The 26,294-nt window shown below is 54.3% G+C and carries 32 protein-coding genes and 2 tRNA genes; 11 read left to right on the top strand and 23 right to left on the bottom strand.

Annotated elements, in window-relative coordinates; genetic code table 11:
• Window positions 1-41: 41 nt before the first annotated feature.
• Complete coding sequence (locus TCELL_RS03045) at window positions 42-503, top strand: hypothetical protein (protein ID WP_014737255.1); 462 nt, start codon at window positions 42-44, stop codon at window positions 501-503.
• Here TCELL_RS03045 and xerA read toward each other — a convergent pair.
• Window positions 500-1,510, bottom strand: coding sequence for a site-specific tyrosine recombinase/integron integrase (gene xerA, locus TCELL_RS03040; RefSeq protein ID WP_014737254.1), 1,011 nt, complete (start codon window positions 1,508-1,510; stop codon window positions 500-502). The two genes, TCELL_RS03045 and xerA, sit on opposite strands and share 4 nt — an antisense overlap.
• 169 nt (window positions 1,511-1,679) lie before the next feature.
• On the opposite strand from xerA, the gene TCELL_RS03035 reads away from it, so the two are divergent.
• Entirely contained in the window at window positions 1,680-2,636 is a 957-nt protein-coding gene (locus TCELL_RS03035; RefSeq protein WP_014737253.1) for a DHHA1 domain-containing protein, read from the top strand.
• A 4-nt stretch (window positions 2,637-2,640) separates the two neighbouring features.
• On the opposite strand, the gene TCELL_RS03030 is transcribed toward TCELL_RS03035, so the two are convergent.
• Window positions 2,641-3,402 carry a DUF2258 domain-containing protein gene (locus tag TCELL_RS03030; protein WP_238529041.1) on the bottom strand — a complete coding sequence of 254 codons (762 nt, stop codon included), beginning with the start codon at window positions 3,400-3,402 and terminating at the stop codon, window positions 2,641-2,643.
• Between the two features lie 105 nt (window positions 3,403-3,507).
• Between TCELL_RS03030 and TCELL_RS03025 the strand changes: the two genes are divergently transcribed.
• The 4 genes from TCELL_RS03025 to TCELL_RS03010 are packed head-to-tail and all read left to right on the top strand — an operon-like array spanning window position 3,508 to window position 7,069.
• Window positions 3,508-4,941 (top strand): TldD/PmbA family protein, encoded by a 1,434-nt coding sequence (locus TCELL_RS03025; RefSeq protein WP_048163002.1) that lies wholly within the window; start codon window positions 3,508-3,510, stop codon window positions 4,939-4,941.
• Window positions 4,941-6,284: a TldD/PmbA family protein gene (locus tag TCELL_RS03020; protein WP_014737250.1), complete on the top strand. Its 1,344-nt coding sequence runs from the start codon at window positions 4,941-4,943 to the stop codon at window positions 6,282-6,284. The genes TCELL_RS03025 and TCELL_RS03020 overlap by 1 nt, the downstream gene beginning before the upstream one ends.
• A 58-nt stretch (window positions 6,285-6,342) precedes the next feature.
• Window positions 6,343-6,558, top strand: coding sequence for a hypothetical protein (locus TCELL_RS03015; protein ID WP_014737249.1), 216 nt, complete (start codon window positions 6,343-6,345; stop codon window positions 6,556-6,558).
• A gap of 16 nt (window positions 6,559-6,574) precedes the next feature.
• Complete coding sequence (locus TCELL_RS03010; protein WP_014737248.1) at window positions 6,575-7,069, top strand: hypothetical protein; 495 nt, start codon at window positions 6,575-6,577, stop codon at window positions 7,067-7,069.
• A gap of 31 nt (window positions 7,070-7,100) precedes the next feature.
• Here the strand turns inward: TCELL_RS03010 and TCELL_RS03005 are convergent, their stop codons facing one another.
• Window positions 7,101-7,322 (bottom strand): DUF2283 domain-containing protein, encoded by a 222-nt coding sequence (locus TCELL_RS03005; protein ID WP_014737247.1) that lies wholly within the window; start codon window positions 7,320-7,322, stop codon window positions 7,101-7,103.
• 14 nt (window positions 7,323-7,336) lie between these two features.
• Entirely contained in the window at window positions 7,337-7,651 is a 315-nt protein-coding gene (locus TCELL_RS03000) for a hypothetical protein (protein WP_014737246.1), read from the bottom strand.
• Window positions 7,652-7,706: 55 nt separating this feature from the next.
• Here TCELL_RS03000 and TCELL_RS02995 point away from each other — a divergent pair, with 55 nt between their 5' ends.
• Window positions 7,707-8,885, top strand: coding sequence for an RsmB/NOP family class I SAM-dependent RNA methyltransferase (locus tag TCELL_RS02995; RefSeq protein WP_014737245.1), 1,179 nt, complete (start codon window positions 7,707-7,709; stop codon window positions 8,883-8,885).
• Here the strand turns inward: TCELL_RS02995 and TCELL_RS02990 are convergent.
• The gene (locus TCELL_RS02990; protein WP_048163000.1) at window positions 8,872-9,402 is read right to left on the bottom strand and encodes an NOB1 family endonuclease; all 531 of its coding nucleotides are present in this window, start codon (window positions 9,400-9,402) and stop codon (window positions 8,872-8,874) included. The two genes, TCELL_RS02995 and TCELL_RS02990, sit on opposite strands and share 14 nt — an antisense overlap.
• Entirely contained in the window at window positions 9,374-10,195 is an 822-nt protein-coding gene (locus TCELL_RS02985; RefSeq protein ID WP_048162999.1) for an NAD(+)/NADH kinase, read from the bottom strand. Before TCELL_RS02985 ends, TCELL_RS02990 begins: the two co-directional genes overlap by 29 nt.
• 308 nt (window positions 10,196-10,503) lie before the next feature.
• On the opposite strand from TCELL_RS02985, the gene TCELL_RS02980 reads away from it, so the two are divergent.
• Entirely contained in the window at window positions 10,504-11,484 is a 981-nt protein-coding gene (locus TCELL_RS02980; RefSeq protein ID WP_014737242.1) for a class I SAM-dependent methyltransferase, read from the top strand.
• Here TCELL_RS02980 and TCELL_RS02975 read toward each other — a convergent pair.
• The gene (locus TCELL_RS02975; protein ID WP_238529040.1) at window positions 11,431-11,919 is read right to left on the bottom strand and encodes a DUF371 domain-containing protein; all 489 of its coding nucleotides are present in this window, start codon (window positions 11,917-11,919) and stop codon (window positions 11,431-11,433) included. The two genes, TCELL_RS02980 and TCELL_RS02975, sit on opposite strands and share 54 nt — an antisense overlap.
• Window positions 11,920-11,988: 69 nt before the next feature.
• Between TCELL_RS02975 and TCELL_RS02970 the strand changes: the two genes are divergently transcribed.
• The gene (locus TCELL_RS02970; protein WP_048163627.1) at window positions 11,989-12,660 is read left to right on the top strand and encodes a protein-L-isoaspartate O-methyltransferase; all 672 of its coding nucleotides are present in this window, start codon (window positions 11,989-11,991) and stop codon (window positions 12,658-12,660) included.
• 2 nt (window positions 12,661-12,662) lie between these two features.
• Here the strand turns inward: TCELL_RS02970 and fen are convergent, their stop codons facing one another.
• The 5 genes from fen to TCELL_RS07400 all read right to left on the bottom strand — a co-directional run bounded on the left by fen (window position 12,663) and on the right by TCELL_RS07400 (window position 16,956).
• A complete protein-coding gene (gene fen / locus TCELL_RS02965; protein WP_014737240.1) occupies window positions 12,663-13,724 on the bottom strand; it encodes a flap endonuclease-1 in 1,062 nt (353 codons plus the stop codon).
• A 55-nt stretch (window positions 13,725-13,779) separates the two neighbouring features.
• Window positions 13,780-14,040, bottom strand: a complete 261-nt coding sequence (locus TCELL_RS02960; RefSeq protein WP_048162997.1) for a hypothetical protein — start codon at window positions 14,038-14,040, stop codon at window positions 13,780-13,782.
• 114 nt (window positions 14,041-14,154) lie between these two features.
• On the bottom strand, window positions 14,155-16,344 hold the full coding sequence (locus TCELL_RS02955; RefSeq protein ID WP_014737238.1) for a CDC48 family AAA ATPase: 2,190 nt from the start codon (window positions 16,342-16,344) through the stop codon (window positions 14,155-14,157).
• Window positions 16,345-16,455: 111 nt separating this feature from the next.
• Entirely contained in the window at window positions 16,456-16,728 is a 273-nt protein-coding gene (locus TCELL_RS02950; RefSeq protein WP_014737237.1) for an elongation factor 1-beta, read from the bottom strand.
• A gap of 9 nt (window positions 16,729-16,737) precedes the next feature.
• A complete protein-coding gene (locus TCELL_RS07400; protein ID WP_083829964.1) occupies window positions 16,738-16,956 on the bottom strand; it encodes a zinc finger domain-containing protein in 219 nt (72 codons plus the stop codon).
• 73 nt (window positions 16,957-17,029) lie between these two features.
• On the opposite strand from TCELL_RS07400, the gene pth2 reads away from it, so the two are divergent.
• Both pth2 and truD read left to right on the top strand, forming a co-directional pair.
• Window positions 17,030-17,392, top strand: coding sequence for a peptidyl-tRNA hydrolase Pth2 (gene pth2, locus TCELL_RS02945; protein WP_014737236.1), 363 nt, complete (start codon window positions 17,030-17,032; stop codon window positions 17,390-17,392).
• Entirely contained in the window at window positions 17,389-18,474 is a 1,086-nt protein-coding gene (gene truD, locus TCELL_RS02940; protein ID WP_014737235.1) for a tRNA pseudouridine(13) synthase TruD, read from the top strand. The genes pth2 and truD overlap by 4 nt, the downstream gene beginning before the upstream one ends.
• 63 nt (window positions 18,475-18,537) lie before the next feature.
• Here the strand turns inward: truD and TCELL_RS02935 are convergent, their stop codons facing one another.
• From TCELL_RS02935 to TCELL_RS02885, 11 genes are all read right to left on the bottom strand, one after another.
• On the bottom strand, window positions 18,538-19,044 hold the full coding sequence (locus TCELL_RS02935) for a transcription elongation factor (protein ID WP_014737234.1): 507 nt from the start codon (window positions 19,042-19,044) through the stop codon (window positions 18,538-18,540).
• Window positions 19,045-19,119: 75 nt separating this feature from the next.
• Complete coding sequence (locus TCELL_RS02930; RefSeq protein WP_157864689.1) at window positions 19,120-21,129, bottom strand: glycoside hydrolase family 13 protein; 2,010 nt, start codon at window positions 21,127-21,129, stop codon at window positions 19,120-19,122.
• Between the two features lie 420 nt (window positions 21,130-21,549).
• Window positions 21,550-21,624, bottom strand: a tRNA-Val gene (locus TCELL_RS02925).
• 70 nt (window positions 21,625-21,694) lie between these two features.
• Window positions 21,695-21,824, bottom strand: a tRNA-Trp gene (locus tag TCELL_RS02920).
• A gap of 43 nt (window positions 21,825-21,867) precedes the next feature.
• Window positions 21,868-22,842, bottom strand: a complete 975-nt coding sequence (locus TCELL_RS02915; RefSeq protein WP_014737232.1) for a hypothetical protein — start codon at window positions 22,840-22,842, stop codon at window positions 21,868-21,870.
• Window positions 22,843-22,947: 105 nt separating this feature from the next.
• A complete protein-coding gene (locus tag TCELL_RS02910; RefSeq protein WP_014737231.1) occupies window positions 22,948-23,412 on the bottom strand; it encodes a 30S ribosomal protein S15 in 465 nt (154 codons plus the stop codon).
• Window positions 23,413-23,449: 37 nt separating this feature from the next.
• Window positions 23,450-24,031 (bottom strand): non-canonical purine NTP pyrophosphatase, encoded by a 582-nt coding sequence (locus TCELL_RS02905; RefSeq protein ID WP_014737230.1) that lies wholly within the window; start codon window positions 24,029-24,031, stop codon window positions 23,450-23,452.
• Window positions 24,032-24,047: 16 nt separating this feature from the next.
• The gene (locus tag TCELL_RS02900) at window positions 24,048-24,731 is read right to left on the bottom strand and encodes a Kae1-associated kinase Bud32 (RefSeq protein ID WP_014737229.1); all 684 of its coding nucleotides are present in this window, start codon (window positions 24,729-24,731) and stop codon (window positions 24,048-24,050) included.
• Window positions 24,719-25,798, bottom strand: coding sequence for a KEOPS complex N(6)-L-threonylcarbamoyladenine synthase Kae1 (gene kae1 / locus TCELL_RS02895; RefSeq protein WP_014737228.1), 1,080 nt, complete (start codon window positions 25,796-25,798; stop codon window positions 24,719-24,721). Before kae1 ends, TCELL_RS02900 begins: the two co-directional genes overlap by 13 nt.
• Window positions 25,788-25,949 (bottom strand): 30S ribosomal protein S27ae, encoded by a 162-nt coding sequence (locus tag TCELL_RS02890; protein WP_048162993.1) that lies wholly within the window; start codon window positions 25,947-25,949, stop codon window positions 25,788-25,790. Before TCELL_RS02890 ends, kae1 begins: the two co-directional genes overlap by 11 nt.
• Before the next feature lie 4 nt (window positions 25,950-25,953).
• Window positions 25,954-26,292: a 30S ribosomal protein S24e gene (locus TCELL_RS02885; protein WP_014737226.1), complete on the bottom strand. Its 339-nt coding sequence runs from the start codon at window positions 26,290-26,292 to the stop codon at window positions 25,954-25,956.
• Window positions 26,293-26,294 lie beyond the last annotated feature (2 nt).

Raw genomic sequence — 26,294 nt, 5'->3', positions numbered from 1 at the left:
AAGAGACCGTATACCGTAATTAAGTCCGTCGAGGTCGTAAAATGCTCAGGGTAGTAAGAGTTCCCGTTAAGGACGTAGACAGGTTTATCGAGTACCTGAGGGCCCGAGGCTACGAGGTCGAAGAAGGCCCTCACACAGTTCTCGTAGACCAGAGCGAGGTCGTGTCGGTCAAGATAGAGAGGGAGGGGGTTCTACAAGGCTACGCAGTAATACACTTCATAACCCCCTACTATCGTGTTGAGCTACGAGGGCTACAGGACGACAAGGAGTACCTGAGGGCTCTCCTAGAGGTCAAGTATAGCGAAGAGAAATGGAGAATACCTGTCGACGACGTCGCCGTAGTCGCGCTGAGCGAAGAACTTATAGAGGCGCTTGGGGGTTACAGCGACGAGTACCCTGTGGCCGACGGCGAATCGCTCGTTGACGAGTACCACCGTAGAAATCCCCAGTACCAGAACACCGTGAAGTTACTTGTCGCGAGACTCTTGGACGAGCTAGCCTAGACCGTCATGCTCGCTTGCTCGCCGGGCGTGCCCTGCCTAGCCCCACAGTACGGGCAAAACAAAGCGTCGAGGGGTATAGGCCTCCCGCAACTAACACACCTCTTCACCCCTCTGCTGGTGGAGTCCATCTTCTGAGCGTACTCGTATTTCAGGTCTTCTATTGTCAAGTGCAGGTAGACCTGCGTTGTCTTGATATCGCTGTGGCCCAGTATTCGCTGAAGAGCGTTGAGGCTCAGTCCCATCCTGAGAGCTCTTGTCGCGAAGGTGTGCCTGAGAACGTGCGGCCTGACTTTAGACTCGTCGAGTCCTGCTTTCCTCGCCAGCCTCTTGAGCATCTTGTAAAGCCCTGAATACGTGTAATCGAACAACTTGTCGCCCGGCCCCAGATTTTTCAGCTTGACGTACGCCTTGATCGCCTCGAATGTATCCTGAGTGGCCGTGACGTACCTCTCCCTGCCGTACTTTGCCTCCCTGACCCTGATCACTCTCTCGTCGAAGTTTACGTCCGAGACCCTGAGCGACAACAACTCTCTGCTTCTCAAACCCGTGTCCAGCAGGATCTTCAGGACGACCTTCTCCTCTACCTTGCTAGCCGCTGACAGGAGCCTGTTAACCTCCTCGTCGCTCAAGGCCTCTACTCTCCTGGGAGGCTTCTTGACCGAGGGGATCGTAACCGGGAGCCCCAGCCACTTGAAGAACTTCTTCAAGTAAATCGTGTAGTAGTGAAGCGTTGTCAACCAAGAGTCCTTCTCTTCGGTCTTCCTCCCCTTGAACCCGTTCCTCAACCTGTCGTTCCTCCAGGCCACGATATCCCTTAAAGTAACCTCTCTCAGGGGCTTGTTACCAATGAACGACAGGAAGTCCGTGAGGGCCGCCCTATAAGCCTTCACCGTCTCCTGGCTCGCACCCGACGCCTCGAGTACTGCTAGAAACTCCTGAACGATGTCTTCGTTCGGGAGCCCCAGTATGTCGTCTGAAGCCTTACCTACGTCGATCCCGGCCGGCATTCTCCCCCTACTGAAATCGGGGAGGACCAGTTTTAAGAGACCGGGTTAGGTTAATAGGTGCGCCTCCTTCTATAATTCCCTACTTGGATGAAGAAACGTGGCAGGTCTGAGTAGTGAAGTATCCGCGCGGGGCTGACACCCTGTCTTACTTTTCACGGGGTGAATAGGGTTGATCAAGATCTTAGTCCACGGGGATAGCGACGGAGTCTGTAGCGGCGCTCTCCTGAAGGCCTACTTGGAAAAGAAAGGAGAGGTCTCAGTCTACTTCACACACCCTGCTGGCATCTTGAAAGACCTCACCGAGTTCACGAGCCAGGGGGACCACATTTACATAGCCGATATAGCACTAGACGAGAAGACGTTCAGGCAGGTGGTCGAACTACTGGAGAAGCGGGGCGAGGCGGGAAAAGTGGTCTACATAGACCACCACCCCTTGCCAGAGGAGTTCAAGGGAGTGAACAACGTTGAGTTCATCCACGACACTTGCTGCTCAGCGTCAGAGCTGACTTATAGGTACGTCGAGAAATACCTCGACCCGGACTACTCCAGGGTAGGGTTGTACGGGGCTATAGGCGACTATATAGACGAAACGCCATGGGTTCGTGAGCATTTGGCGAGATGGGACAAGAGGTTTGTCTATTACGAGGCGGGGGTCTTGATCCAGGGTCTAGAGGGCACGGGTAGGCAGTACGACTTTAAAAGGCAGGTGCTTCACGCCTTAAGCCAGAATCAGCTACCGAGCTCTATAGCCGAGCTCTACGAGAGAGCATTGAAGCAGAGCAGGCTGGACGAGGAGCTTAGGCTAAAAGTCAAGATGTCTGTTTACACTAGGGGCGTGGTCTCTATCGTCGAGAACCCGCCGGGTAGCGTGGGTCGTGCTGCGAACTACGCAAAGATATACGGTGGTGGTCTAATCGGGCTGGCGTACGAGACCCGCGGTCACTTACTAGTTATGAGCCTGAGAAGCGACAGGGTCGATCTAAACAGGTTGTTGAGGGCGATCAGTAAAACCATTGATGTCCAAGGAGGGGGACACCCCTTCGCGGCTGGCGCTAGAGTTCCTGCTAGCCTCTTTGAAACCTTCGTGGAAAAAATCAACTCGTTGTACAGGGACTTCACGAGGTAGAGTCTCACAACATGCTCATTTTCTCTCTAAGAAGATGCTGAGCCTCCTCCTTACCTATCTTCTCGTACTTTGCCTTCTTGATCTCCTCGATTACCTTAGTCTTCTCCTCCAGTAGCTTCTCAATACTCCCCGGCAACGATATTACCGCCCTATAGCCTTCGCCGCCGTCTACCAGGAGTACCTCGCCCAGTACTTTCCCCTCCCTCTCGTTGAGTTCCACTACTCCTAAGGACTCGCCTCCGGGCCCCTCGATCTTCAGCAGTCTAGTCCCCATGGTGGTCTCGCCTATCTCGTACAGGTCTACTATCATCTCAATAGCTGTAGCCGGCCCTACAACCTCTGTCTCAACCCTCTCGAGATGCTTCTCCTCCGTTTCTATTGTAGGGGCCTCCTCCCCACCGGGCCTTCTCCCGAAGGCCTCTTGAACCTCCTTAAGCTTCTCGTTCATCACCTTTTCGAGAAGTTTAGAGACTTCCTCGTCGCTGACCCTCTTGAAGAACTCTACTACCAGACTGCTGTAGTCCCACTCGATTGTTTTCTTCTCGGGGTGGACCTTGTACTTTACCCTGATCCTAACAGCATCGCCCTTGTCGCTCTTCAGCTCGTCTACTATGAGGTAGTAGAGCAGCCTGTTCAACTCGGCTGTGGCTCTCGCAGCTTCTTTAGCCATCTCCTTATCGTTCTTCGTCAAATCCTTCAATTGTGCAAACAGCGTCCTCCTAACCTTCTGGGCATACGCTCCAGCGATCACTAGCCCTGTGCTCAAGGTAAATTCTTGGACGTTCTCGGTCGACATCATCTCATCCTCGATAATTGCATCATATTTTATTTAGTGGACGCAATAGTTAAATATTTCTGAGGTGTGACCAGCTTGGAAGACCTTCTACAGAAGGCGATCGCCGAAGCCTCCTCTATGGGCGCTACTTACGTTGAGGCCAGGTACCACAAGAACGACTACTTCACGTTGAGAGCACGTAATGGAAACTTGATCGACTCGTCCCGTGAAGTTGAAGAAGGGGTGGGCGTTAGAGTACTCGTGGACGGGTCTCTAGGCTTCGCCTCGACTAGTACCCTTAGCAATGAGGGCATCTTGGAAGCCGTTAGGAGGGCGGTTGCTACCGCGAAGAGATTAAGCGGGCTTATGAAGAGCCCCCTCAGGCTAGGCCCTGGTAGGACAGGCAGGGTCAAGTACGAGGTCCCCGTGGTCAAAAGCTTCGAGAACACGCCGCTAGACGAGAAGATAGGCCTGTTCAGAGAACTCTGGAGCCGGGGCAGAGAGGTCGTTAAGGAGGCCTCTCTGAAGGTTATGTTTAACGAGTACGTGGAGAGCATCGAGGAGAAGGTGATACTAACTAGCGAGGGCGCCTACGTGAGGAGCACTATACCGAGGCTGTACTTCGGTTACAACATGGTGATCTCGCACCCTCAGAAAGGAGTGGTTCAGAGGTGGCGCGAGTTTGGTGGAAGCGGCGGTTTCGAGCTGGTTGAGAAGTGGAGGGTCGTGGGCACTATTGTTGAAGAGGCGGGGACGCTCGCGAGGGTCTTACTCGAGGCCCGCGCGCCTCCATCCGAGCCCGTGGAGGTTTTGGTGGGGAGCGAGATAGTAGGCCTGATGGCACACGAGTCCGCTGGGCACCCCAGCGAGGCTGATAGGATCCTCGGCAGGGAGGCCGCTCAGGCAGGTATGAGCTTCATAAAGAAAGGTATGAGAGGGTTCAAGGTAGGCAACGAGAACGCCACTGTCGTGGACGACCCGACTATACCTGGTAGCTACGGCTTCTTCCTCTACGACGACGAGGGTGTGTCTGCGAGACCCAAATACCTTTACAGGGAGGGCGAGGTGTACGAGCACCTCCACAACAGGTTCACTGCAGCCGAGTACAACACGGAGTCCAACGGCTCGGCTAGGGCTATGAACTACGCCAGCGAACCCATCATAAGGATGTCCAACACCTATGTAACACCGGGCGACTACACCTTCGAGGAGCTCATCGAGGACATAGAGTACGGCGTGTACATCAAGTCGTACATGGAGTGGAACATAGACGACGAGAGGTGGAGCCAGAGGTACGTGGGCCTAGAGGCCTACTTGATAGAGAAGGGCGAGCTGAAGGGGTTCGTGAGAAACCCTGTGCTAGAGCTCACGACCAAGACGTTCTACAGCAGTATAGTCGCCAAGTCAAAGGACCTGAGGTTCTACGCTGGCACGTGTGGAAAGGGCGAGCCCAGCCAGGGTGTGCCGGTTTGGTTCGGCGGTCCGGACGTAAAGCTGTCTAAGATAAGGTTAGGAGTTGCCCCGGGGTGATGGCGGCTTTGAGTGGTAGCGAGCTTGCCTCGCGGTTCGTCTCGAAAGCCCTCGAAATGGGCTTCAGCGACGTTGCCGTCCTAGTGGAAGACGTAAGCAGGGTTATGGTGAAGTTCGCCAACTCGCAGCCCAGTGTAGTCCAGAGATGGGACATCTCGGTAGCAAGCTTGTACCTGAGCAAGAATAAGAGGCTTTACACCGGGTCGGTTGTACTGGATAGGCTGAGAGACCTCGACAAACTACTCCACGAGATAAGCTACGTCGTAGACAGGGTGTCCGAGAGCGAGCTCTACGCGCCTTTACCAGAGCCGGGTAAGAAGGCCGGAGGATTCTCGTTCGTCGATACCAGGGTCGTCGAGTCGATGAAAGACCCGTCTAGACTCGCCGAGCTCGTTCTAGAGGCCTCTGCGAGGGAGCACAAGGTAGACTTCACTGCTGGGAAAGTCGACTTGTGGTTGAGGAGAAAGCACTTGGCGACGTCTACAGGGGCCCTGCTTGAAGAGGAGTCTACTGGCGTAGAAGTGTACGTCAGGAGCTTTAAAGAGGACGGTAGCGGGCAGTGGGGGTTCTCCTCGAGGAGTCTCGACGAGAAGAAGATCGAGGAGACCGCTTTAAAGGCGTCGGAGCTAGCCCACGAGAGCCGGGGTAGGAGCCCCGTTGAACCGGGCGTCTACGACGTGATCCTCTCGCCGCTAGTCTTCTCTCAACTGCTAAACGTCGTTGCCTGGATGTCGACAGGGCTCTCGGTCTTGACGGGCACCTCTATCTTCGCGGACAAGAGACCCGGGGAGCAAGTGGCATCGCCGCTCTTAACGGTCTGGGACGCCCCGAGGGACGAAAAACTGCCTCACTCTACCGGCTTCGACGACGAAGCACTCGAGACGTACAACAAGCCGATAATAGAGAAGGGGGTTCTCAAGAACATCCTCCACAACTCGAAGACAGCTGCCAAACTGAACGCGAAACCCACGGGTAACGCCGGCTGGGTCTCTCCACGCGCCTGGAACCTAGTGGTCGAGGGCGGTGATTACAAGTTCGACGAGCTAGTCTCAGAAGTGAAGAGGGGGGTCTTCATCACCAACAACTGGTACACCAGGCTACAGAACTACGTTGAGGGCGTGTTCTCCACGATCGCTAGAGACGCTATATTCCTAGTCGAGTCGGGTAGGATTGTGAAGCCCCTGGAGAGGCTGAGGATAGCGGACAAACTCCCCAACATCCTCAAGAACGTCGCTGGGCTAACCAGAGACACCTACGACATAATGTGGTGGGAGGTAAGGATCCCGACAAGAGCCCCATACGCACTGATCAGGAATGTGAATATTACGAAACACTTCGTTTGATCAGGTCATAAAGTATTTTTATACCTAGAGACAACCTATTTTTTGGGTTGAAAAACAGATGAAAGTCAGGTTTGAAGGTGTTATAGTCTCGTTCGAGTCTATGGACGAGAGGCGGGTACAGGTTTACGGGAGTATTGAGGGGGCGCCGGCGGAGTTCACGCTCGTTGTATCGGAGGACAAGTTCAACGAACTGTTAAGGCTCGGTATAGGGCAGAGGATTGAGGGCGAAGCCATCAAGGTGTCTGATTCTCCTCTTGTTCTAAGACTGGACTAGCGGGGTTTGTCTAGGCTTGAAGGTCCTGACTAGGCCCCCTAGGATTAAGGTGTTAGAGGCTGCTGGGAGTATAGGTGACGCGAGAATAAAGCTCGTAGACGAGAACACGGCCAAGATCACATCGAGCAGGGGCGAAAAGGAGTACATAGTGGTCGTAGTCAAGGACGGAGAGAACTCGTACAGGGTCTACAGCAACGACAACGGTACTGTGTTCAAAGGGTACGTGGGCTACCCCATCATAGCCTTCATGATGGTGAAGGGCATTCTACCGGTGGACAACGAGGTAATCAAGGCTATGACCGGTATACCCTGGAAAGACCTGAACGAGAAGTACGGTAAGTACAGCGTCGTGGAGAACATAGTCTTGAATAGGGCTGAAAAAATGGGGTTTGACAGGAACGTGATCACCGACTACGTAAACTTGGTCTTGAAAAAGCTGGGCCTGTTAAAGGTAGTGTTCGACGAAAAACTCCGCCCACCTGAGGTGAGCGAGAAAGCTGTACCCGAGTAGCGTCCTTAACTAGAGGCCTGACACCCTCGGGCTAAAGAACAGTGAAACCTGCTTTGGTGCTCAGGCCGATTATCATTATGGATATGATGCGACCCTCCTTGATCCTGAACGCGACGTCGCCGTTTTCGCTTAGAAACTCCTCGTCAGCCTCCTCGGTGGAGTCGCCGAAGTTTATGTAGAGTATGTCGTTCTGTTTGTCGTACTCAAACCACACCTTGTCTAGGTCTCTCACCCTGTACTCTTTGACAGACATGCGCTCAACACCGCCTACAACGGCGAGGCCACTAGGTCGGCGAAGTCTAGTGGTAGTGGGAGGTTTTTGGCCTTGAACTCGTCGTACTTCTTCTCGAGGAATGACTTGAACACCGGGCACACGTCGAACTTGCCCTCCCTGTCGCACTTCTGCCCGAGGGTCAGGAAGCACATCTTAGTTCTCTTGTCGAAGTAGGGGCATATCTTGTGGTACTGTTTGGCCTTCTTGATCATTCTCTGCACCCACCGCTGCTTCTCGTCGCCGGGCTTCTTCTCCTTCTCGAGCAGTGCCTTCTTGAGGTCTTCGTCCGTGACTCTAGTAGTGCTCACTCCAATCACCTCGTGATTATTGAATGGATAGATTGGATAATAAAAATGAACCTAGTTGCACAAGTACGAGGGCGACGAGGTGCAGGCTACTCGAATAGACCACGGGCTATACATGGAGTTGAGGGGGGTTTACGGGAGCCTGACGGATAGACTGCTCGAGATGCTCACCTACCCTCCTAAAAGGTTGTACTTGAGGGTGAATACTCTGAGAACACGGCGGGAGGAGGTGGTAGAGTCCCTCAGAAGGAGAGGGGTGGAGGTCAGGCCAGACGATCTCCTGGAGGAGGCTATCTACATAGAGTTAGAGGGGCCCTACCAGGTGAGAGATCACGGTAGGCGGATAGTCGTGGACGACATCGCCGCGGAGTCTCTAATGATGGGTGCTAACCTGTACCGGCCAGGCGTAGTCGCCTACGACATGTTTAAGAGAGGGGACGTTCTGACGGCTGTCACGAAAAACGGGTTTGTAGTAGCAGAGCTGGAGGCGTCGGTTTCATCGGACCAGCTCAAGAGTATGAGGAAGGGGTTGGTAGCCGTCAACACTAGGTCTGTCTATAAGGCTCCCCCGATCGCCGAGTTACCGGAGTTCAAGGAGGGCCTGGTCTACCCCCAGAGCTTCCCGTCAATGGTCGCCGGCAGACTTGTCTTCCCAGGCTCCGAGCTAGTGGTGGACATGAACGCGAGCCCTGGTGGAAAGACTGGGCATATAGTCCAGCTCTCGAGGGGAAAGGCCCTCGTCTTAGCCGTTGACAGGAGCGTTGGGAAAGTAGAGAAGCTCGTCGAGAACCTGGCTAGGCTGGGCCTGACATCAAATGTGCTCCCTCTACCGTTCGACTCGAGGTTCCTAGACCTTGTTACTCTGCTGGAGAACAGAGTAGACAAAGTCCTAATAGACCCGCCATGCACCAATTTGGGCGTGAGGCCGAAGCTCTCGTTCAAGAAGACTCTCAGGGACGCGATTAACCTGGCCGATTACCAGAGGCAGTTCATGAAAGTAGCCGGGCGTCTCCTGAGACCGGGGGGAGTCCTAGTCTACTCCACTTGTACACTCACTCGAGTAGAGAACGAGGAGAACGTCTTGTACGCTACGAGGTCTCTTGGACTAGAGCCGTTAGACCTAGGCTGGGTGCCCAGAGCGGACAAGGTCTACTTAGACGAGACTGCCGCCTACCGGTTTCACCCGTTGAAAGACGATATGCCAGGGTTCTTCATAGCTGTTTTCAGGAAACCCTGACCCGCACTATAGGGGAACCGCACACAGGGCAGACCTTCTCGCCAGGTCTCCCCGGTACATACCCGCACGTCGGGCAGTATTCCCTGTATTTGAAAGCCGACTTAATACCGCTGGTTCTCACGGGCTTAAAGCCGATCCCTAGCTGGTAGAGAACGTTCTGGACACTGTAGTCGTCCGTGAGCACGACAACGCGGGTCTCCTGCGAGAGCTTTAATGCCAGTGCTATCACGCTCAAGTCGGCCTCGGAGACCTTACTTAGCTCTCCAACGATCCTCGCCGCGTCGGTAGCTTTACGGAGGTACTCGCTCCCCGGCTCAACGACCTTTACCAGGCCCAAGTCTACGGCCTTAAGAAGGGCCTCCCGGTTTTCCTGGTCTTTAACCTCACCGACACAAATGCTCGTGGTGTAAAAGTCGAAACGGTAGGAGGGGAGCATGTAGTAGATCCGTGCAAGCAAAGCCCCAGTATCGCCTACAATGGCAACCTTGTTAGTTGAGTGCTCTCTTAGCGAGTACATCGAGTATCCAGCCCCGTGGGGCTCTAAACCTAACCACTCTCAGCCACTCCCAGGAGCCAGTGGCTTCAACAGGGGTGTTGTAGACAGATGACACTTTCTCGCCATCGACATACACCGACGACACTACCTCCGGCTCTACGACCACCTTGCTTGTGAAAGGCAGTACTATCGGGGTCAAGTTGAGCTGCAGGGGGTTGAGGAAGTTCACGAAAAGTCCTAGGTAGGAGAAGTCCATTAATGGCCCGCGGGCAGAGAGATTGTAGGCAGAGGAGCCCGGACTAGGCCCTACGATGACCCCGTCGCTCTCGACCTCTAACTCCGTGCTGACCGATGGCGTCTTTATCGTCAACTTGAAGCTACCTACCCTCCCCTGGTCGACGTTGACTACCATAACCTCGTTCAAAGCATTGTACTCCCTGTTCTCGATAACCACCCTTGCTCTCGGCAGGTACTCGATGAAGAAGTCGCCGCTGAAAAGCCTGTCGACGAAAGAACCTAGCTCCTCTGGATTTATTTCCTCGTAGAAGGCTGTCCTCCTACCACACGGGACTGGGAAGATGGGGCCGAGGATCTTTCCAGCAAGCCTCGAGAACCTGAGGAAGGTCCCATCTCCCCCTACGAGGGCTATGAGGGAGAACTCCTTACCCTCTATTCTGTAGAGGTCGTCGACCCACGCACTCTCAACCTCAATCCCACGACGCCGTAAGTGGTCTGTCAACTTTTTAGCGACCTCGATACAGCTCCAGCTCGGCTTGAAGATTACTAGTGCACTCGTGAACACGGGAGTTTCCACTAGAAGCCACCACTCGACACGAATCTTCCATGCTCCGACGGTTGGGGCCCCCTCACGCTTCTAGCACTACTATGATTAACGCAGAGAATAAGCGTTGTGGAGTGTAGGTTCGCTAATGGGATCCACGGTTTTCACTGTAGTAATCTAGGGTCTTGCGGTCACCTCTTTTACCATGGTTTGCTTCCTCGAATCCGCGAATCCTAGGATAGAGTGCAGGGTATCACAAGATAGCTTGGCTGTCAATCTTCACACTATTATAAGCCTGGGTCAGAGAAGATTTTATCTGGCCCGGTATAGAGGTCGGTTTCTTGCCTCTATGTGTTAGTGTCGATAAAATAGTCGCTAGTAGGGCTCTCTCCATACTGAGGCGCATCAAGGCGTTGAGGGGAGACCTGAGGGTCACTAGACAGGGTCCGCGTGTTCTACTGCCTGTCGACGAGTCCAAGTTAGAAGAAATAGAAGAGGCGTTGAGAGGTCTAGAGTTTGCTGTGGTCGACTGCCACCCTCCCCTTGTCAGTAGGACTGCTCCCCCGACTATCCCGGCGTACGACCTGATAGGCGACGTGGCCATAGTGAGGGCGAGAGTCCTCGAGTCGCTCGGCGAGTACGAGGTCGTCTCTGCTTTGACCTCGATACACCCGAGGCTCAAGAGCATCTACGTAGTCGAGGAGACCACCGGGGAGTACAGGGTGCCGAGTCTCAGGCTGTTGTGGGGCGAGAATAGGGGCTACGCCGAGGCCAGGGAGTACGGGCTAGTTTTCCGCGTCCCGCTGGGAAGGGCCTACTACAACCCGAGACTAGCCGAAGAGCACCACAGGGTTGCAGAGTCTGTGGAGGACGGCGAGGTCGTGCTGGACATGTTCAGCGGTATAGGCGGGTTCGCCCTACACATCGCCTCCCTACGAGACGCCTTCGTTGTCGCTAATGACAAAAACCCCGAGGCCTATAAGCACATAATAGTAAACGTGAGGCTAAACTACAAGAAGTTAAAGGGCGTGGTTTACCCACTCAACTACGACGCCGCCGACCTGGTAAACGCCTTAGAGAGGGAGGTGTTTGACAGGGTCATAGCAAACTTGCCAACTAGGAGCCTGGACTTCGCGCCCTTCTACGGCCGCTTGCTGAGGAGCGGCGGGGTTCTACACCTCTACATCTTGTCACACGACATCATGACGACGTACGACGTCATAAGCGAGAAACTCGCCGGCTTTTCGATCGAGGGGCACAGGCTCGTCCTAGAGCACAGCCCTAGAGCCGGCGTGTTCAGAGTAGACCTCGTCAAGCGTTAACACGACTAGTTCAACTACGAGCTCGGCTCCTCTACGCAGGGCGTCGACGAGGTCTCTCCTGAGGTCGCGCGCCGCCTTGTTGGCCCTCACGCCTACCGTGGCCGGTTCGAGATACTCGCTCCTCCTTATAATGATCTTCTTATTATCGCTCAGTACGAGCCCGGGATGCCCCTGTGCCACTAGAACGTCACTCACTCCTCCGGCTGTGAATCGGGCGAAGACGACACTATCCGGCCTTTTTACTAGCGTCTTGAACTCCTCGCTGAGGTCGCTTGCGGACTTATCGGCCGCGACCCCAACTATACAGTCCCCCCTTGCAGTCAAGTACTCGTCTTTAGTGATCTCGATAGTAGTCCTATGGATCGCTCTCACGTTGTAGTGCCCCCTCGCATGTACCACCTCTCTTGCTCTCATGGCTACTCTCAGCCAGACCATTCTACTATGAAAGATAATTAAGGTAATTTAATTGAAATTTCAACGGGTAGGCGTTTGTCCGAGGACAACATGTTCAGAGTCAGCAGGGAGAGAGTAATAGAAATGCTGGAGAGAGAGGGGTACTTGAAGAGCGGTATCGTGAAGAGGGCTCTGTTATCGGTTCCACGCGAGATGTTCGTTCCGGAGAACCTGAGGAAGTACGCTTACTACGACACACCGCTTCCAATAGGCTACGGGCAGACCATTAGCGCTATACACATGGTGGCCATCATGACAGAGGCCTTGGATCCACTACCGGGGATGAAAGTACTGGAGGTCGGTACCGGGTCTGGCTACCAAGCCGCAGTCCTGGCCGAGATCGTGGCCAAAATGGACCCGAGCCACAGGGGACACGTCTACACGGTCGAGAGGGTACCAGAGCTCGCCGAGTTCGCTAAGCGTAACCTCGAGAGAGCGGGGTACAAGGACTACGTGACAGTTGTTGTGGGCGACGGTTCTAAGGGTTACCCAGAGGGGGCACCCTACGACAGAATTATAGTGACAGCCGGCGCTCCCAGCGTACCCAAGCCTCTCATAGACCAGCTAGACGTACACGGCAAACTCGTTATACCTGTCGGCGATAGATTCATACAAAGACTCTTGATCGTCGAGAAGAAGGCTAGTGGAGAGCTGTCCATGAAGTGGGGGATTGACTGCGTCTTCGTCCCCTTGATCGGAGAGTACGGGTGGCGAGAGGAGTGACTTCAGCTACTTTTCTTAAACCACTGATCAAGTCCTAGCTGTCTCCCCTTGAGGAACTCCTTGTAGGCCTTGCTAAGTCTCTCCACCGCGTTCTTAACCCTCTCCTCGTTGAAGTCGTGGTCCTTAACGAGCACCTCGACTATCCCCTTCTGGTCGGGCTCTATCCACTCTAGCTTGTACTCGGCGGTTACAGGAGGGTGGAGGAAGTAGTTCTTGATCTTGACCACGTCGACCTCCTCGCGTGTTCTGAGGTAGCCTTTGGGGATCTTCTCGATCGACCCGTACGTCCTGATGAGCGTTAGCGCTGTCTTCGGCCCTATACCCTCGAAGCCCTCCGGGTTGTAGTCCGTCCCGAGGAGGATGCCTATGTCTATCAGCTGCTCCCTAGTAATACCGAGTTTTTCCGTGAGCTTGCTGAGCTCTATGACCTCGGGCTTCACCTCCACGTATGCGTCTTTTCTCGGCAACTTCCTCTTACCACTGATAGTGAGGTTCCTCACAAGCCTAGGAGACCCGAATAAGAGGCTGTCGTAGTCCTGGCTCGCGCTCGCGTAGGCGTCACCCCTTCTCACCATGAAAGCGGCCTGTGCCTCTCCCTCGGCGGGGGCTTGAACCCACGGTATGCCCATTACTTTCAGCAGTCTCTTGGCCTCCTCGACCATGTCACTGGTAAGCTTCGAGGACATCATCGCATACCTCCTAGCAGCCTCCAGATCGCCCTCTTTCACAGCCTCCTCGTACTTCTTAGCGGCCTCCTCTCTGAGCGCCTTCCTCCGTTCTAGCTCTTTAATTTTAAGCTCCGGCGGGTTGCCATCGAACACGTAGACCGGCTTTATACCCTCCTCGACCAAGTTTATAGTCCTGTAGAAAAGCCCGCTCAAGTGACTCGTAATACGCCCGCTACTGTCCATCAATGGCGAGCCGTCGGGGCCTCTTATGGCGGCCAAAAACTGGTAGAGAGCATTATACCCGTCTACTACAACGATCTTTCCGCGGAGAACCCTCAAATCGTCTAAAACGACTTTTGCTTCGGGTGGAATGAGGTCTTTCAGGTTGACACCCATCTAGAAGCATCCCAATCTTTTTGATTAACATGCTACCTTAAAATACTTGATCGCACTAGTACCCGGTTAACTGGCTCATGAGAGTCTTAGACGGCCTAATCTTCAGTTCTTTACCAATAAACTCGGACGTGATAAACCCGTTGAGCTCCAGCTTAATCAAAGCCTGGTACAGCTCAGGCTTGGAGACCTCGAGGTCGTGCTTCTTTTTGAGTATCTCTAATAACTCGCTCTCTAGAATCCCCTCTGGTTTTGCCAGCACTTCTTCAATGACCACCCTGAACAGTGGGCTCGTGCGCCACAGCGTCCTTTTGCTCATGGGGTAAAACACCGCTCCACAGTTTTCAAGACGATGTAGAAGCACCTTTCATAACACAGGTTTTCGCGGAGTTATAAACCTAATTACTATATCATCGTGAGGACAAGGTGTGCCTCACGTGTACACTTGCGGTCTTAGATGCTCCTTGGGTAACTTCTGCTTGGCCTTCTCGCCCCACTCGATGTAGAACTTGATCATCTCCTGGGTTATAGACGGCTTCACCTTGTTCAAGGCCTCATTGAAGTGCCTCATGTAGACCCTGTCGATCGTCAAATCCTCCCTGATCGCTATCAGGGCAGCCTCTCTAACGAGGGCCTCGATATCTGCCCCGCTATACCCCTCCGTCTGTTTCGCCAGCTCGTATAGGTCGACGTCGTCCGCGAGAGGCATGTTCCTGGTGTGTATCTTGAATATCTCGAGCCTCGAAGACGGGTCTGGGGGAGGGACGTAGATCAACTTATCGAACCTGCCCGGCCTTAGTAGGGCTGGGTCAAGTATGTCCGGCCTGTTCGTCGCCGCGATGACTACGACGTTCTCCAACTTCTCGATCCCGTCCATCTCAGTGATGAGCTGGCTCACAACTCTCTCGGAGACTCCCGAGTCGTAAGCGAACCCCCTAACAGGGGCTATCGCGTCGATCTCGTCCATGAATATTACCGCCGGCGCGTAGAGCCTAGCCTTCCTGAACACCTCTCTTATCGCTCTCTCGGACTCGCCTACCCACTTGCTGAGTACCTCGGGCCCTCTGATAGCGATGAAGTTAGCACCACTCTCCGTCGCCACAGCCTTAGCCAGCAGGGTCTTACCGGTGCCGGGAGGGCCGTACAAGAGGATACCCTTAGGGGGCTTGATCCCGATCCTCTTGAACGTCTCGGGGTATTTTATGGGCCACTCGATGCTCATCCTCAGCTCTTGTTTTATGCTCTCCAGCCCACCTATATCGCTCCACTTAACCTCTGGCACCTCGACGAAGACCTCTCTCAAACCGCTGGGGACTATCTCCTTATAGGCCGCCATGAAGTCCTCCATTCTAACCTCCATCTTCTCGAGTATCTCGAAGGGTATACTCGGGCTGTCCAGGTTGATCTCGGGCAGGTACCTCCTGAGGGCGTGGAGAGCCGCCTCTCTGACCAGGGCTGCGAGGTCTGCCCCAGTGTACCCGTGCGTGATCTCGGCTAGTTTGTTTAAGTCAACGTCTTTGGCCAGCGGTACACCCCTAGTGTGTATCTGTAGTATCTCCAGCCTCGCGTTCTTGTCCGGCATCGGTATCTCTATCTCTCTGTCAAACCTACCGGGCCTCCTGAGTGCCGGATCTAGAGCGTTAGGCCTGTTCGTAGCGCCTATCACGATAACATCGCCCCTAGCCTCAAGCCCGTCCATTAAGGCGAGTAGTTGGGCTACTACCCTCCTCTCGACTTCTCCTACGACCTCGTCTCTCTTGGGGGCTATCGCGTCGATCTCGTCTATGAATATGATCGCCGGGGCGTTCTTCTTTGCCTGTTCGAAGATATCCCTTAGCCTCTGCTCAGACTCACCATAGTACTTGCTCATTATCTCGGGCCCGTTTATCGCTATGAAGTACGCGTCGGCCTCATTAGCTACAGCCTTAGCCAGCAGGGTCTTACCGGTGCCGGGAGGGCCGTACAAGAGGATACCCTTAGGGGGCTCGATCCCCAGCTTCCTGAAGAGCTCTGGGTGCTTCAAGGGTAGCTCGATAAGTTCCCTGACCCTCTGTATGATATGCTTCATCCCCCCGATGTCTTCGTAGGTAACGCGCGGCAGCCTGTAGGTCTCCATCGGCTTCTCCGAGATCGTTACTATCGTGTCCTTCGTCACCACGACAGGCCCCTTGGGTTTGGTGTATATCACCTTGAACGGTATGGTCTGCCCCAGGACGGGCACTACCACTATGTCCTCTTCAACGAGCGGGCGGTTGAGCAGCTTGTTCTTCACGAAGTCCGCTAGTTGAGAGTCTGGTGGAGCGTAGTACTTGCTTGGCGCCAGTTTTATCGAGACAGCGTTCGCGGCCTCTGTTTTCTCCACAATTACGAGGTCTCCTATCTTCACACCAGCGTTTTGTCTAGTTGTGTTGTCTATCCTTATGACTCCTAGCCCCCTGTCCTGGGGCTTGCTCTCCATTACCCTGACCACTGTCCTCCTCTTTCCTTCGATGACCACGATGTCCCCGTTCATCAGGCCTGTTCTCTCGAGTACTTCCGGGTCTACTCTACCAATACCCTTTCCCACGTCTTTGGGCTCAGCCTCTAGAACCCGCAGTGTAAGCTTGACTCTCTCACTCGACATTTAGGTAGCACCGCCTCTCGAGAGATTTTATGATGAAGGGTCCTTATAGGTGCATCAGTGGGAAAAACTAGAATACACTGGAAGACACGCTTAGAAGGCTAACTTGACACTTCAGCTAACTCTGTGCACGATCTCCACTTCTACCTGGCTGACGCCCGGGACGCCCGACACCGTCTCCTCCAACTTCTCGGTGCCCCCCTCGGTCTGTTCGGGCATGAATATGTAGAGCCGTAGGGCGTTCAACCCGAACGCGATTGGCTCGATATCGTACCCTTTGAGCTCGTAGCCCTCGGGCAGCGCCTTCTCAATCCTCTCTTTCAGCTCCTCCGGTTTAGTCTCGACATCCTCGGGTAGCACTTTTAGAACGACCAGTACCCTCGCCATATACACCACCTAAGGCCCCCTGAAGCCGCAACTAGGGCACTCGTAAGGGATGCCCAGCTGGCGACAACGCTTACAGCGCCTTATAATAGCCTTCCCGCAGTTTGGGCAAAAGAACTCCACACCGTGCTCGTGGGGCAGCATCGGTCGGTGACAACTGCTACACACGGGTGTCGTCGCTGGCTCGTGTATAGATATGTTTAGCGATGTAAGCATGTACTTTGACGCCATGTTGTATCACACTAATCCATTCATATCAACATTTAAACAGTTTAAAAACATACTTGTCTCTGGACTGTGGGACATGGCGGGAGAAGATTACAAGCAGGTCGTGATAGTCAGAAGCGACCTCAACATGAGCAGGGGGAAGATAGCTGTTCAGGTAGCCCACGCCTCCCTGATAGCCGCATTCGAGGCGTACAAAGAGCGTAGAGAGTGGTTTACGGCGTGGTGGGAGAGCGGGCAGAAGAAAGTCGTGGTTAAGGTGAGTAGTGAGGGTGAGCTTCTCGAGCTCTACGAGAAGGCTAGGCAGCGGGGGTTGCCGGCGTCTCTGGTAAGAGACGCTGGCTTAACGGAGCTACCGCCCGGTACGCTGACAGCTGTCGCTATCGGGCCTTGCCCAAGTAAACTAGTAGACGAGCTCACAGGAGGCTTAAAACTCCTTTGATCAAGAGGTACGTCAACATACTAGACTTCGTGCTTGACATAGCCTACTTGGTCACCGAGAAAGGTCTACACGCCGAGTACTGCCAGACCCCCTCCTCCTTCCACGTACAAGAAGTGCTCGACAGAGGCGTCCTGACCGAGAGGGGGGAGTACGCTGTTCTAGAGGTGAGGAAGAGGGGGCTAGACACGTACGAAGCCTTGAGGATAATGTCGAAAGAGGCGGATATCCCCCTACAGAACTTCCTCGTCCTGGGATTGAAAGACAAGGACTCGACCAGCGTCCAGTACGTCTTCGTTAAACGAAGCCTACTCCCCGAGAACTTCAGCTTGGAGAGGGGCGGTGTCGAGGCCAGAGTCGTAGGGTTCAGTAGGGGCAAGCCGGGCAAATCGGCGCTGTTGGGGAACCGGTTCAAAATAAGGTTCGAGACCTCCCACGAGTCAGACCACCAACTCGCGAAAGAGATAATGAGACTCGTGGTAGAGCATGGCCTTCCTAACTACTACGGTTACCAGAGGTTCGGGGTTAAGAGGCCTGTGACCCACTTGTTGGGCAAGGCCGTCCTCGAAGCCGACTCGGCGTTCTTCGCGAAGATGCTACTCAGCGACACTACGCCGTTAGAGTCGGAGAAGAGCGTGCTTAGTAGAACTCTCATGAAGTTCGACAACAGCTTGCTGTATGAAAAAATGTGTTACGAAATGCCTCCTCTCGAGGACTGCGGCCTCGCCCTCAATAAGAAGTTGCGGAACCTTTACGTAGACGCTTACGTATCCTACCTTTTCAACAGGTTACTCACGAGGTTGATTGATTCGAACAAGGGCTCCCTACCCGACACCAAGATACCGACGCTGGGCTGCGATAGAACGGCTTACCAGCAGCTTTTGTCGGAGGAGAAGCTCGAGCCGAGAAACTGGGGGTTAGTCAAGTGCTGGTATAGAGACAGCGTTATTAGGCCTGCCGACCCCTCAGTGGGTAGGGAGGGGAACACTCTCGAGATATCCTTCACGCTCCCGAGAGCAGGTTACGCCACCATTGTCATTAGAGAGCTCTTCAAGGAGAACTTCTTAGTCCAGCAAATCCGGTGACAGCACCTCTACGGCCCAGAACTCCCGAGGCCTGCGACCTGGCTTAAAGCAGGTTCGCGGCCGTCATTCAAATGTTATCTTTATGTCCTTCCCTAGAATAGTAGATATGAACCTCCTGTACTTCTCCTCCTTCCCCCTTAGGTACTTCCTGTCCCTCCTCGGGATCCTTACCACCATCTGCTCGCTCCCGTCAGGAAGCCAGAGCGTGTTGATCCCGAGTATGGTCGCGGGGTAGAGCAGTTGCTCCATCAGCTTCTTGACGCCTTCGCCCTCCAAGAGTACTTTAGCGCTCTTCCCTAACCTGGAAGATAGCTCCTTGGCTATCTTGTCGAGACTCGCCTTATCCCAGTCGCCCTTCAAGATCACTATGACCTCGTCCCCGAAATCAAAGGACTTGATATAGTTGCCTGTCCTAAGCTCCTTGAGGTCTTCCTCCAGCTCCATCAACGCCTTCATTATAGGGATCTCTTCCCTTGCGACCTCCCCCGACTCCACCTTGCGCTGGCAGTTCGGGCACAGCACACCGCTTTTAACACATATCCTGTCTAGCGGGTACTTCACTAGGAACATCACCAGGTCTACGCTTAATCATAATGAGAGATTCTTTAATTGATTTAAATATATTGGTGTCGGTCGCCGACCGCGCTACTCTTTCACGAGGATCAGCGCAGAGAGCGGGCTGACACGGATCTTGTTGACGACTACAGCCTGATAACCGGCCGGGTAAACCACTCTCCAAGCCCCTTCGGGTAGCTGAACCTCGTGGTCTATTAGGCCGTTATTCGCTATCACTAGGACTTCGTCGTTGTATCCTCGAGTGTACACTAGTAAGTCATCGCTCGAGTACAGTACACGTATGATACTCGTGTTGAGCCCTGGTAGAGTGTGCTTAAGGGTCGTTAAGTACAGGTAGTGGTTGTAGACCTCGGGTATCAGTTGATCCCACTGGATGGGGTACCTCTGCTCGTCGAAGTGGTTTTTGTCGCCCAGAGCACCTCTCTCGTCGCCCTGGAATATCACGGGCATGCCCGGCATAGTGAACTGGAGCACGGTTAGTAGTTTGAGCCTCTGTATAGACTCGTAACTGGGCTTATCGCCCAGTCTGCCCCCGCCGAGATCAGTCAAAACGCGCGATGTGTCGTGGCTGTCGACCACGTTGAAGCCCATACCCGCTACGTTGGCACCTATGGAGGCGTAGAAGACCGAAAGAGCCTCGGCTGCCTGGGTACCAGTTATCTTACCACTACTGAACGCGAGGAGAACCCCTCTGCCAAGCGAGTAGAACATAAGCGAGTCGAATAAATCTCCTTTGAGCCAGGAGGGGTCCAAGTCCCAGATCTCGCCGACGATGTAGGCTTGGGGGTACTTGCTCTTAACGAGAGCCCTCAACTCCCTGAAGAAGTCCTTCGCGCCGAGGAGGTCTGTCGGGGTGTCTATCCTCATCCCGTCGAAGCCGAAGTCCATCCAGTAGAGCGCCACGTTCAGCAGGTAGTCCCGCACTTCCGGGTTAGTGGTGTTCAACTGTGGTAGACTTCCGAAGCCCCACCAGCACCTGTAGGCCGATGAGTCTCCGAGCTTGAACGGCCACTTGTAGATCGTGAACCAGTACCAGTACTTGCTCGAGGGGCCCTTTTCGTAGACGTCTAGGAAGGCCCAGAAGCCTATGCCGACGTGGTCCGGTACGAAGTCGAATATCACCCGTATGCCTAGGTCGTGTGCCCTTATTATCAAGTTCCTGAGGTCCTCCTGCGTCCCGTACTTGGGGTCTACAACCAGGTAGTCGTAAGTGTCGTACCCGTGGACGCTACCCGAGAGGAAGATGGGGTTTAGGTATATCATGTCCACCCCGAGGCTCTTTAAGTAGCCTAGCTTCATGGTGATGCCCTTCAAGTCACCGCCGAAGTACTGGTGACAGCAGTGCAGCGGCGTTATAGGGTCACTCCAGTTCGAGAAAGCGGGTCTCGACGTGGAGAAAGCGTTCAGGCACAACTCGTCCGTCCTGTTCGCTAGGAGGTCGTTCGTTGGGTCTCCATTATAGAACCTGTCGGGGAAGATCTGGTAACCGACCGAGCCGACCACCCACCTTACCTGCGGGAACCTGTCAACGCCGTCGAAGTTGAACAGTGGCCTCTCAGTGGTGTTGTACAGGTAGACTCTCCGACCTTCACTCGTCGCGAGCACAAAGTAGTACTCGAAGGGGCCTACACCGTCGACCCTTGCGTACCACATCTCGTACCCGCTCCACTTGAGCTGTCTCTTCATCTCTATCGAAGTCCCATTGACGACGACATAGACGCTCGAGTAGGTCCCCGCGGGTGTCGTCAATCTCAGTACTACGCCACCGTCTGCCACGGAGAGGAACGCCGGGTCGGCCGGGTTGAACACAGCGCTCGATCCCCCGCTACCTAGGTATTCCTCCACCGGGAAGGCCGTAGCGCTATTCGGACTGGTCGTAGTACCCGGTGTTGTCGTGTAGGCGGAACTCGTAGTACTAGGGGTGTAGGTTGTTGTAGTCGAAACCTGGGAAGACGTCTTGGTCTGCGTCGAAATCTGTTCACGCCCTTGCTGGGTTAAAACCCACAACTCGTTTGCGAGTATTAAGGCTAGGATAGAGACGAGAACAGCCGCCCCTAACGTTTTCTTCAGCGATGGCATCGTCGACTTCACCTAAACCGGGCCCTTGATGAAGTCATTCTTGCTATTAGATAATAACGTTACCTCGTAATGGAGACCGGGGGGACTCCACCATATACCCTCGGGTCACCTAACCCCCTAGCACCGGTCTCTGTACCGTTCGCAGCGACTGCTTACTATCCTCTCTCGCCAGCGTTTACAACGCATAGCTCTGCCCGCTCCACTGATGGCCCCAGATTGCTCCGGTAGGCGGACTCCTGTAAAGCAGGTTTGTTGTATAGCCGGGGGTGTTGGAAAACGAGTGCCCCGACCACCGGGTCTAGCACACCAAGTAACCCCCCTCTCGCAAGGGGGAGTTAAGCTACGTGAGGGCGTCCAGTAGAAGAAGGGTGTCCAGGCTGTACGCAACAGATACCTCGTGCTGTTAGCGTGCGTTTTCAGTGGGCCCGCGGGGACTTGAACCCCGGACCTCCGCCGTGTCAGGGCGGCGTCCTAACCAGGCTAGACGACGGGCCCTCTCCTAGTAGTTAACCCTATGAGAGGTTTTAAATTTAGACCGTGAAGACGTGATAGAAGCTTACGCTGATGGGCCCGGGGGGATTTGAACCCCCGACCTACGGGTCACTCCCTCCAGATCTAACTCATCCCCCGAGGGGTCGTCTGACCCATAGTTTGGATCTGGAGCCCGCCGCTCTGCCTGGCTGAGCTACGGGCCCATCAGCAGTCATCAAGTGATTAATTATTCCTGACGGGGGTTATTTAAACCTGTGCTGGAAGCTCCTTGACTCCCCATATCCTGACCACAGCCTGTTGTTTGCCCAGTTGACCGATGATCTTCTCGACCACGTCCTTTCCCCCGCTAACAAGGTTACCGGAGATCTCGGCTAGGCCAGCTATGTAGTTGCCTTGGTTGTCTAGTATGATGTAGGCCTCTCCAGCACCCCTCACGCTCAACACCACCACCGCGTAGTCCCGCAATAAGCCTGCTCTCTCTCTAATAGCCTTCTCCACCTCTACTAGACCCCAAGGCTGCGGCATCTGGACTCTCGCGATGAGGGTCGCGTTCATCACGAGCGTGGCTAGAGTAGTGTAGTCCAGTAAATGCTTTACTTTGTCGAACGTGAGAGCGGGGGCTTTGGCTACAACCTCTCTACGCTCCTCTACAACGGGTTGTGTAGGTACTGCGGGAGGCTGGGCCGGCTGGGGAGGGCTAACCACCGGTGGCTGAGTAGGCGGGGCCGGCTGCGGTGTAGGAGCTGTGGGTGCCGGCGGCTGTGCCGGAGGCGTTTCTGCGCGCTTAGCCGGAATTGGTATCTGGACCTCTATACTGGGAGGCTTCTTGACGTACTCTTCGATGTAGTCCATCATATCTGCGAGAAAGTGTCTACACAAGTCTCTTATAGTGCTTTCACAGTCCATATAGACGTTGACGTGGGTCGCGAAACCTATTCCGATAACTCTGTACTTGATAGTGAACTTTATGTTCCCGCCCTCGCCTCGGACTGTCAAGTTCTCCTCGTCTACGGCCTCGCTACGCATCCTGACAAACTCTCTCTGTAGTGACCTAAAACCTGTCCTGATCGAGAGCTCCGCCTCAACGTAGTTCTTGTCGCCCCGCACGATCACTACTCGAGGGTTCCTCGAAAAGAAGGTCCTCAAATCCCACAAACTCGAGTAGACCTGTTTTTGCCTCCCGGGGGAGTAAATAGCCTTCTGCAGGCTACTTTTGCTCATCTCTAGTTCCCGACACTAACTACTCTACGAAAACTGAATTTATATTCTTTAGAATTATAACACTCGGGCTATAAAGGCCTGTCCCCGCTGAACAGCTACTGCTACCTAGTAGGCGCCCGAGACTATTAGCTTGGCTTTCTCCGGCGTGTACTCCCAGTCCGGCGGTAGAATGCCCCTAGACTTATAATACTTGACTAACCGGTGTATCTTAGACTCGATCTCGATCAAGCCCTTCTTGCTATGGTAGTCTTTGGGGTGTTCATCTAAGTGCCTCCTTAAGTTAACCGCCCTCTTCATCAAGTTGAACAAGTCTTCTGGAATAGGCGGCGCCACGTTGTGCTCGCGGAGTATCTCCACGACCTTTTTGCCAGTGACCTGCTTCACCAGTGGGATCCCGAACTGGTCTCTAAGTATTATACCGATCATGGACGGGGAGTAGCCCTTCTTGGCGAGCTCCACCACAAGCAACTCCACGTCGCTGGGGGTCATATCCAGCTTCAGCCACCTAGGCGGCCCCGCTCGAGAGGGCCTCGTCGAGTGGGACTGCCCCTTGTCTCTCCTCTTGTTCATACCGGTCACTCCTAACGTCTAAGAATGGGATAAACTGTTAACCAAGCTTTAAAACATTACCCGGCCCCCACCCGCTCTGCTCCATCATCTTTTTCAGCTTGCTCAGAGCGCTATAAACAGACTTCGCCCTGTGGGAATATCTGTTCTTCTCCTCTAAGCTCATCTCGCCAAAGGTCTTCTCCGACCCTTCTGGCGTGAAAATCGGGTCGAAGCCGAAACCCCGGCTACCCCTCGGACTGTCGGTTATGAACCCACATACTTCTCCACGTTCAACGATGATGAAGGGCTCGTATATCACCGTCGTAACCGACTTGAAGCACGCCCTTCTATCGCTCGTGCCCTCCAACAACTTTAGCACTCCTTGAATGCCTATTGTCCTGTACACGAAGCTACTATACGGACCTGGGAACCCTCTTAGTGCCTGGATATACAACCCCGCGTCCTCGACTAGAAGTGGCCTGCCAACAAGCAGGTACGCGAGTATAGCCGATTTCCTCGACACCTCCTCTATACTATCGCTCTGCACCTCGAGCTTGAGGCCGGGCATTAGTTGGACGTCGAAGCCTAGTTCTCTGGCAACAGCTCTCACCTCCTCGTACTTGTGTATATTGTCTGACACGAAGAGTAGCTCTTGCCTACTGGGTGTATGCTTCGCGCCTGAGCTTTCTTCTGAGCCTTTCCTCGACATACCTCCCCCTCCTCCTAATGTCAACCATCCTCTCAACCACTTCTTGGTGCCTAGGGAACGTCGAGCTGTAACCCTCGATAAAAGACTTGAATAGTCGGTCAGCCTTGTCCGGTGCCAAGTTCCTTGTGCTTCTGTCGAATAGATGGAGGTCTATTGCGTACTCCTCGACGTCGTTGCTGTACCCCGATAGGCCGAAGTCTATTATGTAAGCCTCGCCGTTTTCAGTTACGATCACGTTGGAGACTGTTAGGTCGCCGTGGTAGATCCCCGAGTTGTGCATGACGCCCACCTGTCGGCCGACCTCCCTGTATATCCTTTCCAGCTCCTCGACTCCGTAGTTGTTCAACACGTGGAGAAGCCGGCGGCCCCTGACGAGTGTCATCACGATCACGTAGTTCTCCATGTCCACCAGGAGTGGTTGAGGCACTTTCAAGCCTTTCTCGAGTAGTTCGGCCATGATCCTGGCCTCAGTCTTTGTCCTGTAGAACCTGAAGACCCTGTCGTAGTCGGGGTGTCTGTAGCTCCTACCGACTCTTACCTTGACCACAACGTCCTGCCCGAGTAGGCTACCAAGCAGGACGATCGATTCCGCGCCCTCCGCAAGCCTCGTAGGCCTCTCTAAGGAACCCATGGGACTTCCACCTCGTCCACTCTCCACCTCTGTTTGACGTAGGCTTTCACAGGGTCTACTACGACCCCATAGAGGTAGTTCAACAGACCAGTGTAAGCTATCATCGCTCCATTGTCGCCCGAGTACTCGGGTGGTGTTGAGTGGTACACGGCGTTATGCTCTGAAGCCATCAGCTCGAACTTTCTATTCAATTCGGCGTTCGACGCCACACCCCCCACCAGTAGGACAGAGTCCTTTTCAGTGGTAAGCAAGACTCTCTCGGAGACCTCTACTAGCATGTTGAAGGCGGTCTCCCTAAGGCTCAAACAAACATCGCCTAGTCTCCTCTTGTCGCTCTTACCCGCTCTCTTGGCCAGGTGGAGAGCCGCCGTTAACAGTCCAGAGAAGCTCAAGTCGTTACCCTTTACTACGTAGGGTAGGGGTATGAACTCCCGTCCCCACTCGGAGCACACGTCTATAGCGTGCTTCCCATCGACCACGTAAGGTGGGGCAATTCCTACCTCACGTGTGAACGTGTCGAAGAGGTTCCCGAGGGGTATATCGAGGGTCTCCCCGTACACCCTGTAGGTACGGTTCTTACCTGCGAGGACCGTGGTGTTGCCGCCGGAGACGTAGACCACTACCGGGTCGGCCAGCCCCGAGACCAGCTTACCGATCTCGACGTGTGCGACCGCGTGGTTGACCGGGACTAGAGGCTTGTTCAACATCGATGCGATGAACCTAGCCAAGGTAGCGCCTACCCTGATACAAGGGCCTAGACCGGGTCCCAGGGCTACCGCGACCGCGTCTACCTCCTTCAACTTTACACTCGCTTGGTCTAGTGCCTCCTCGAGGGCTTGTTTCGAGTTCCTAAGGTGGGTGTAAGAGGCCTCTCTAGGGTGTATGCCACCCTTGGACGGAGTGTACCTCTTGTTGACGTTTGCCAGTATGGTAACAGCGCCTTCCCTGAACTCTACCAGGCCGACACCAAAGGTGTGGCTTGTGGATTCGAAGCCCAGGACTAGTACGCTCCTGTCCTCTCTAAGGGGGACTGTGAAGGGTATCCTGTACTTGACCTTACCGGACATACTCTGTGTAACCGCACTTCCCACAGTGCCATCTCGGGACAGGTTGTTTGTGGTAAGCCATAAAGCTGCCGCACTTCGGGCACTTCTTGTTTTTCGGCTTTATGAAGCCCTTCTCTAGGTCAAACTCGTAGAGTTTGTGGACGTGCGCCATGTCCCTAGCCACCCTGCGCCTGTTGGAGTTTCTGGAGAGCCTCCTCGTTCCTCTTTACAATGTACTCGGGCTCGAAGTACCTCGCCCTGTCCGGCGAGTCGTAGATGTGGGCTTTGACTACGCTGACCCCCATGCCGTACTCCGTCTCGATCTTCTTCACGTATACGTGCTCAACGGAAACGTTGTACAGCCTTGCTAGCTCCGCTCGAACAAGCCCCCTGCTAATCGTACCCTTACCCACGTGACCTATCCTCAGGACGACTTCCCTACGCCTTATGAGCGGGTTGTACTTTTCCTCGACAACTTCGCCGGCGAACTCCCCGACCTGGACGTTCTTGCCCATGC

This window comes from Thermogladius calderae 1633 (genome assembly GCF_000264495.1).
GTDB classification, from domain to species: domain Archaea; phylum Thermoproteota; class Thermoprotei_A; order Sulfolobales; family Desulfurococcaceae; genus Thermogladius; species Thermogladius calderae.
This window is presented reverse-complemented; position numbering and strand designations above follow the sequence as displayed.

Bases quoted from the DNA above. Each gene is read 5' to 3' on its own strand.
- TCELL_RS03045 (WP_014737255.1), top strand. From the start codon at position 42: ATGCTCAGGGTAGTAAGAGTTCCCGTTAAGGACGTAGACAGGTTTATC.
- xerA (WP_014737254.1), bottom strand. From the start codon at position 1,510: ATGCCGGCCGGGATCGACGTAGGTAAGGCTTCAGACGACATACTGGGG.
- TCELL_RS03020 (WP_014737250.1), top strand. From the start codon at position 4,941: ATGGCGGCTTTGAGTGGTAGCGAGCTTGCCTCGCGGTTCGTCTCGAAA.
- TCELL_RS03015 (WP_014737249.1), top strand. From the start codon at position 6,343: ATGAAAGTCAGGTTTGAAGGTGTTATAGTCTCGTTCGAGTCTATGGAC.
- TCELL_RS03005 (WP_014737247.1), bottom strand. From the start codon at position 7,322: ATGTCTGTCAAAGAGTACAGGGTGAGAGACCTAGACAAGGTGTGGTTT.
- TCELL_RS02990 (WP_048163000.1), bottom strand. From the start codon at position 9,402: ATGTACTCGCTAAGAGAGCACTCAACTAACAAGGTTGCCATTGTAGGC.
- TCELL_RS02975 (WP_238529040.1), bottom strand. From the start codon at position 11,919: ATGGTCTGGCTGAGAGTAGCCATGAGAGCAAGAGAGGTGGTACATGCG.
- TCELL_RS02970 (WP_048163627.1), top strand. From the start codon at position 11,989: ATGTTCAGAGTCAGCAGGGAGAGAGTAATAGAAATGCTGGAGAGAGAG.
- fen (WP_014737240.1), bottom strand. From the start codon at position 13,724: ATGGGTGTCAACCTGAAAGACCTCATTCCACCCGAAGCAAAAGTCGTT.
- TCELL_RS02960 (WP_048162997.1), bottom strand. From the start codon at position 14,040: ATGAGCAAAAGGACGCTGTGGCGCACGAGCCCACTGTTCAGGGTGGTC.
- TCELL_RS02955 (WP_014737238.1), bottom strand. From the start codon at position 16,344: ATGTCGAGTGAGAGAGTCAAGCTTACACTGCGGGTTCTAGAGGCTGAG.
- TCELL_RS02950 (WP_014737237.1), bottom strand. From the start codon at position 16,728: ATGGCGAGGGTACTGGTCGTTCTAAAAGTGCTACCCGAGGATGTCGAG.
- TCELL_RS07400 (WP_083829964.1), bottom strand. From the start codon at position 16,956: ATGGCGTCAAAGTACATGCTTACATCGCTAAACATATCTATACACGAG.
- pth2 (WP_014737236.1), top strand. From the start codon at position 17,030: ATGGCGGGAGAAGATTACAAGCAGGTCGTGATAGTCAGAAGCGACCTC.
- TCELL_RS02935 (WP_014737234.1), bottom strand. From the start codon at position 19,044: ATGTTCCTAGTGAAGTACCCGCTAGACAGGATATGTGTTAAAAGCGGT.
- TCELL_RS02930 (WP_157864689.1), bottom strand. From the start codon at position 21,129: ATGCCATCGCTGAAGAAAACGTTAGGGGCGGCTGTTCTCGTCTCTATC.
- TCELL_RS02915 (WP_014737232.1), bottom strand. From the start codon at position 22,842: ATGAGCAAAAGTAGCCTGCAGAAGGCTATTTACTCCCCCGGGAGGCAA.
- TCELL_RS02910 (WP_014737231.1), bottom strand. From the start codon at position 23,412: ATGAACAAGAGGAGAGACAAGGGGCAGTCCCACTCGACGAGGCCCTCT.
- TCELL_RS02900 (WP_014737229.1), bottom strand. From the start codon at position 24,731: ATGGGTTCCTTAGAGAGGCCTACGAGGCTTGCGGAGGGCGCGGAATCG.
- kae1 (WP_014737228.1), bottom strand. From the start codon at position 25,798: ATGTCCGGTAAGGTCAAGTACAGGATACCCTTCACAGTCCCCCTTAGA.
- TCELL_RS02890 (WP_048162993.1), bottom strand. From the start codon at position 25,949: ATGGCGCACGTCCACAAACTCTACGAGTTTGACCTAGAGAAGGGCTTC.
- TCELL_RS02885 (WP_014737226.1), bottom strand. From the start codon at position 26,292: ATGGGCAAGAACGTCCAGGTCGGGGAGTTCGCCGGCGAAGTTGTCGAG.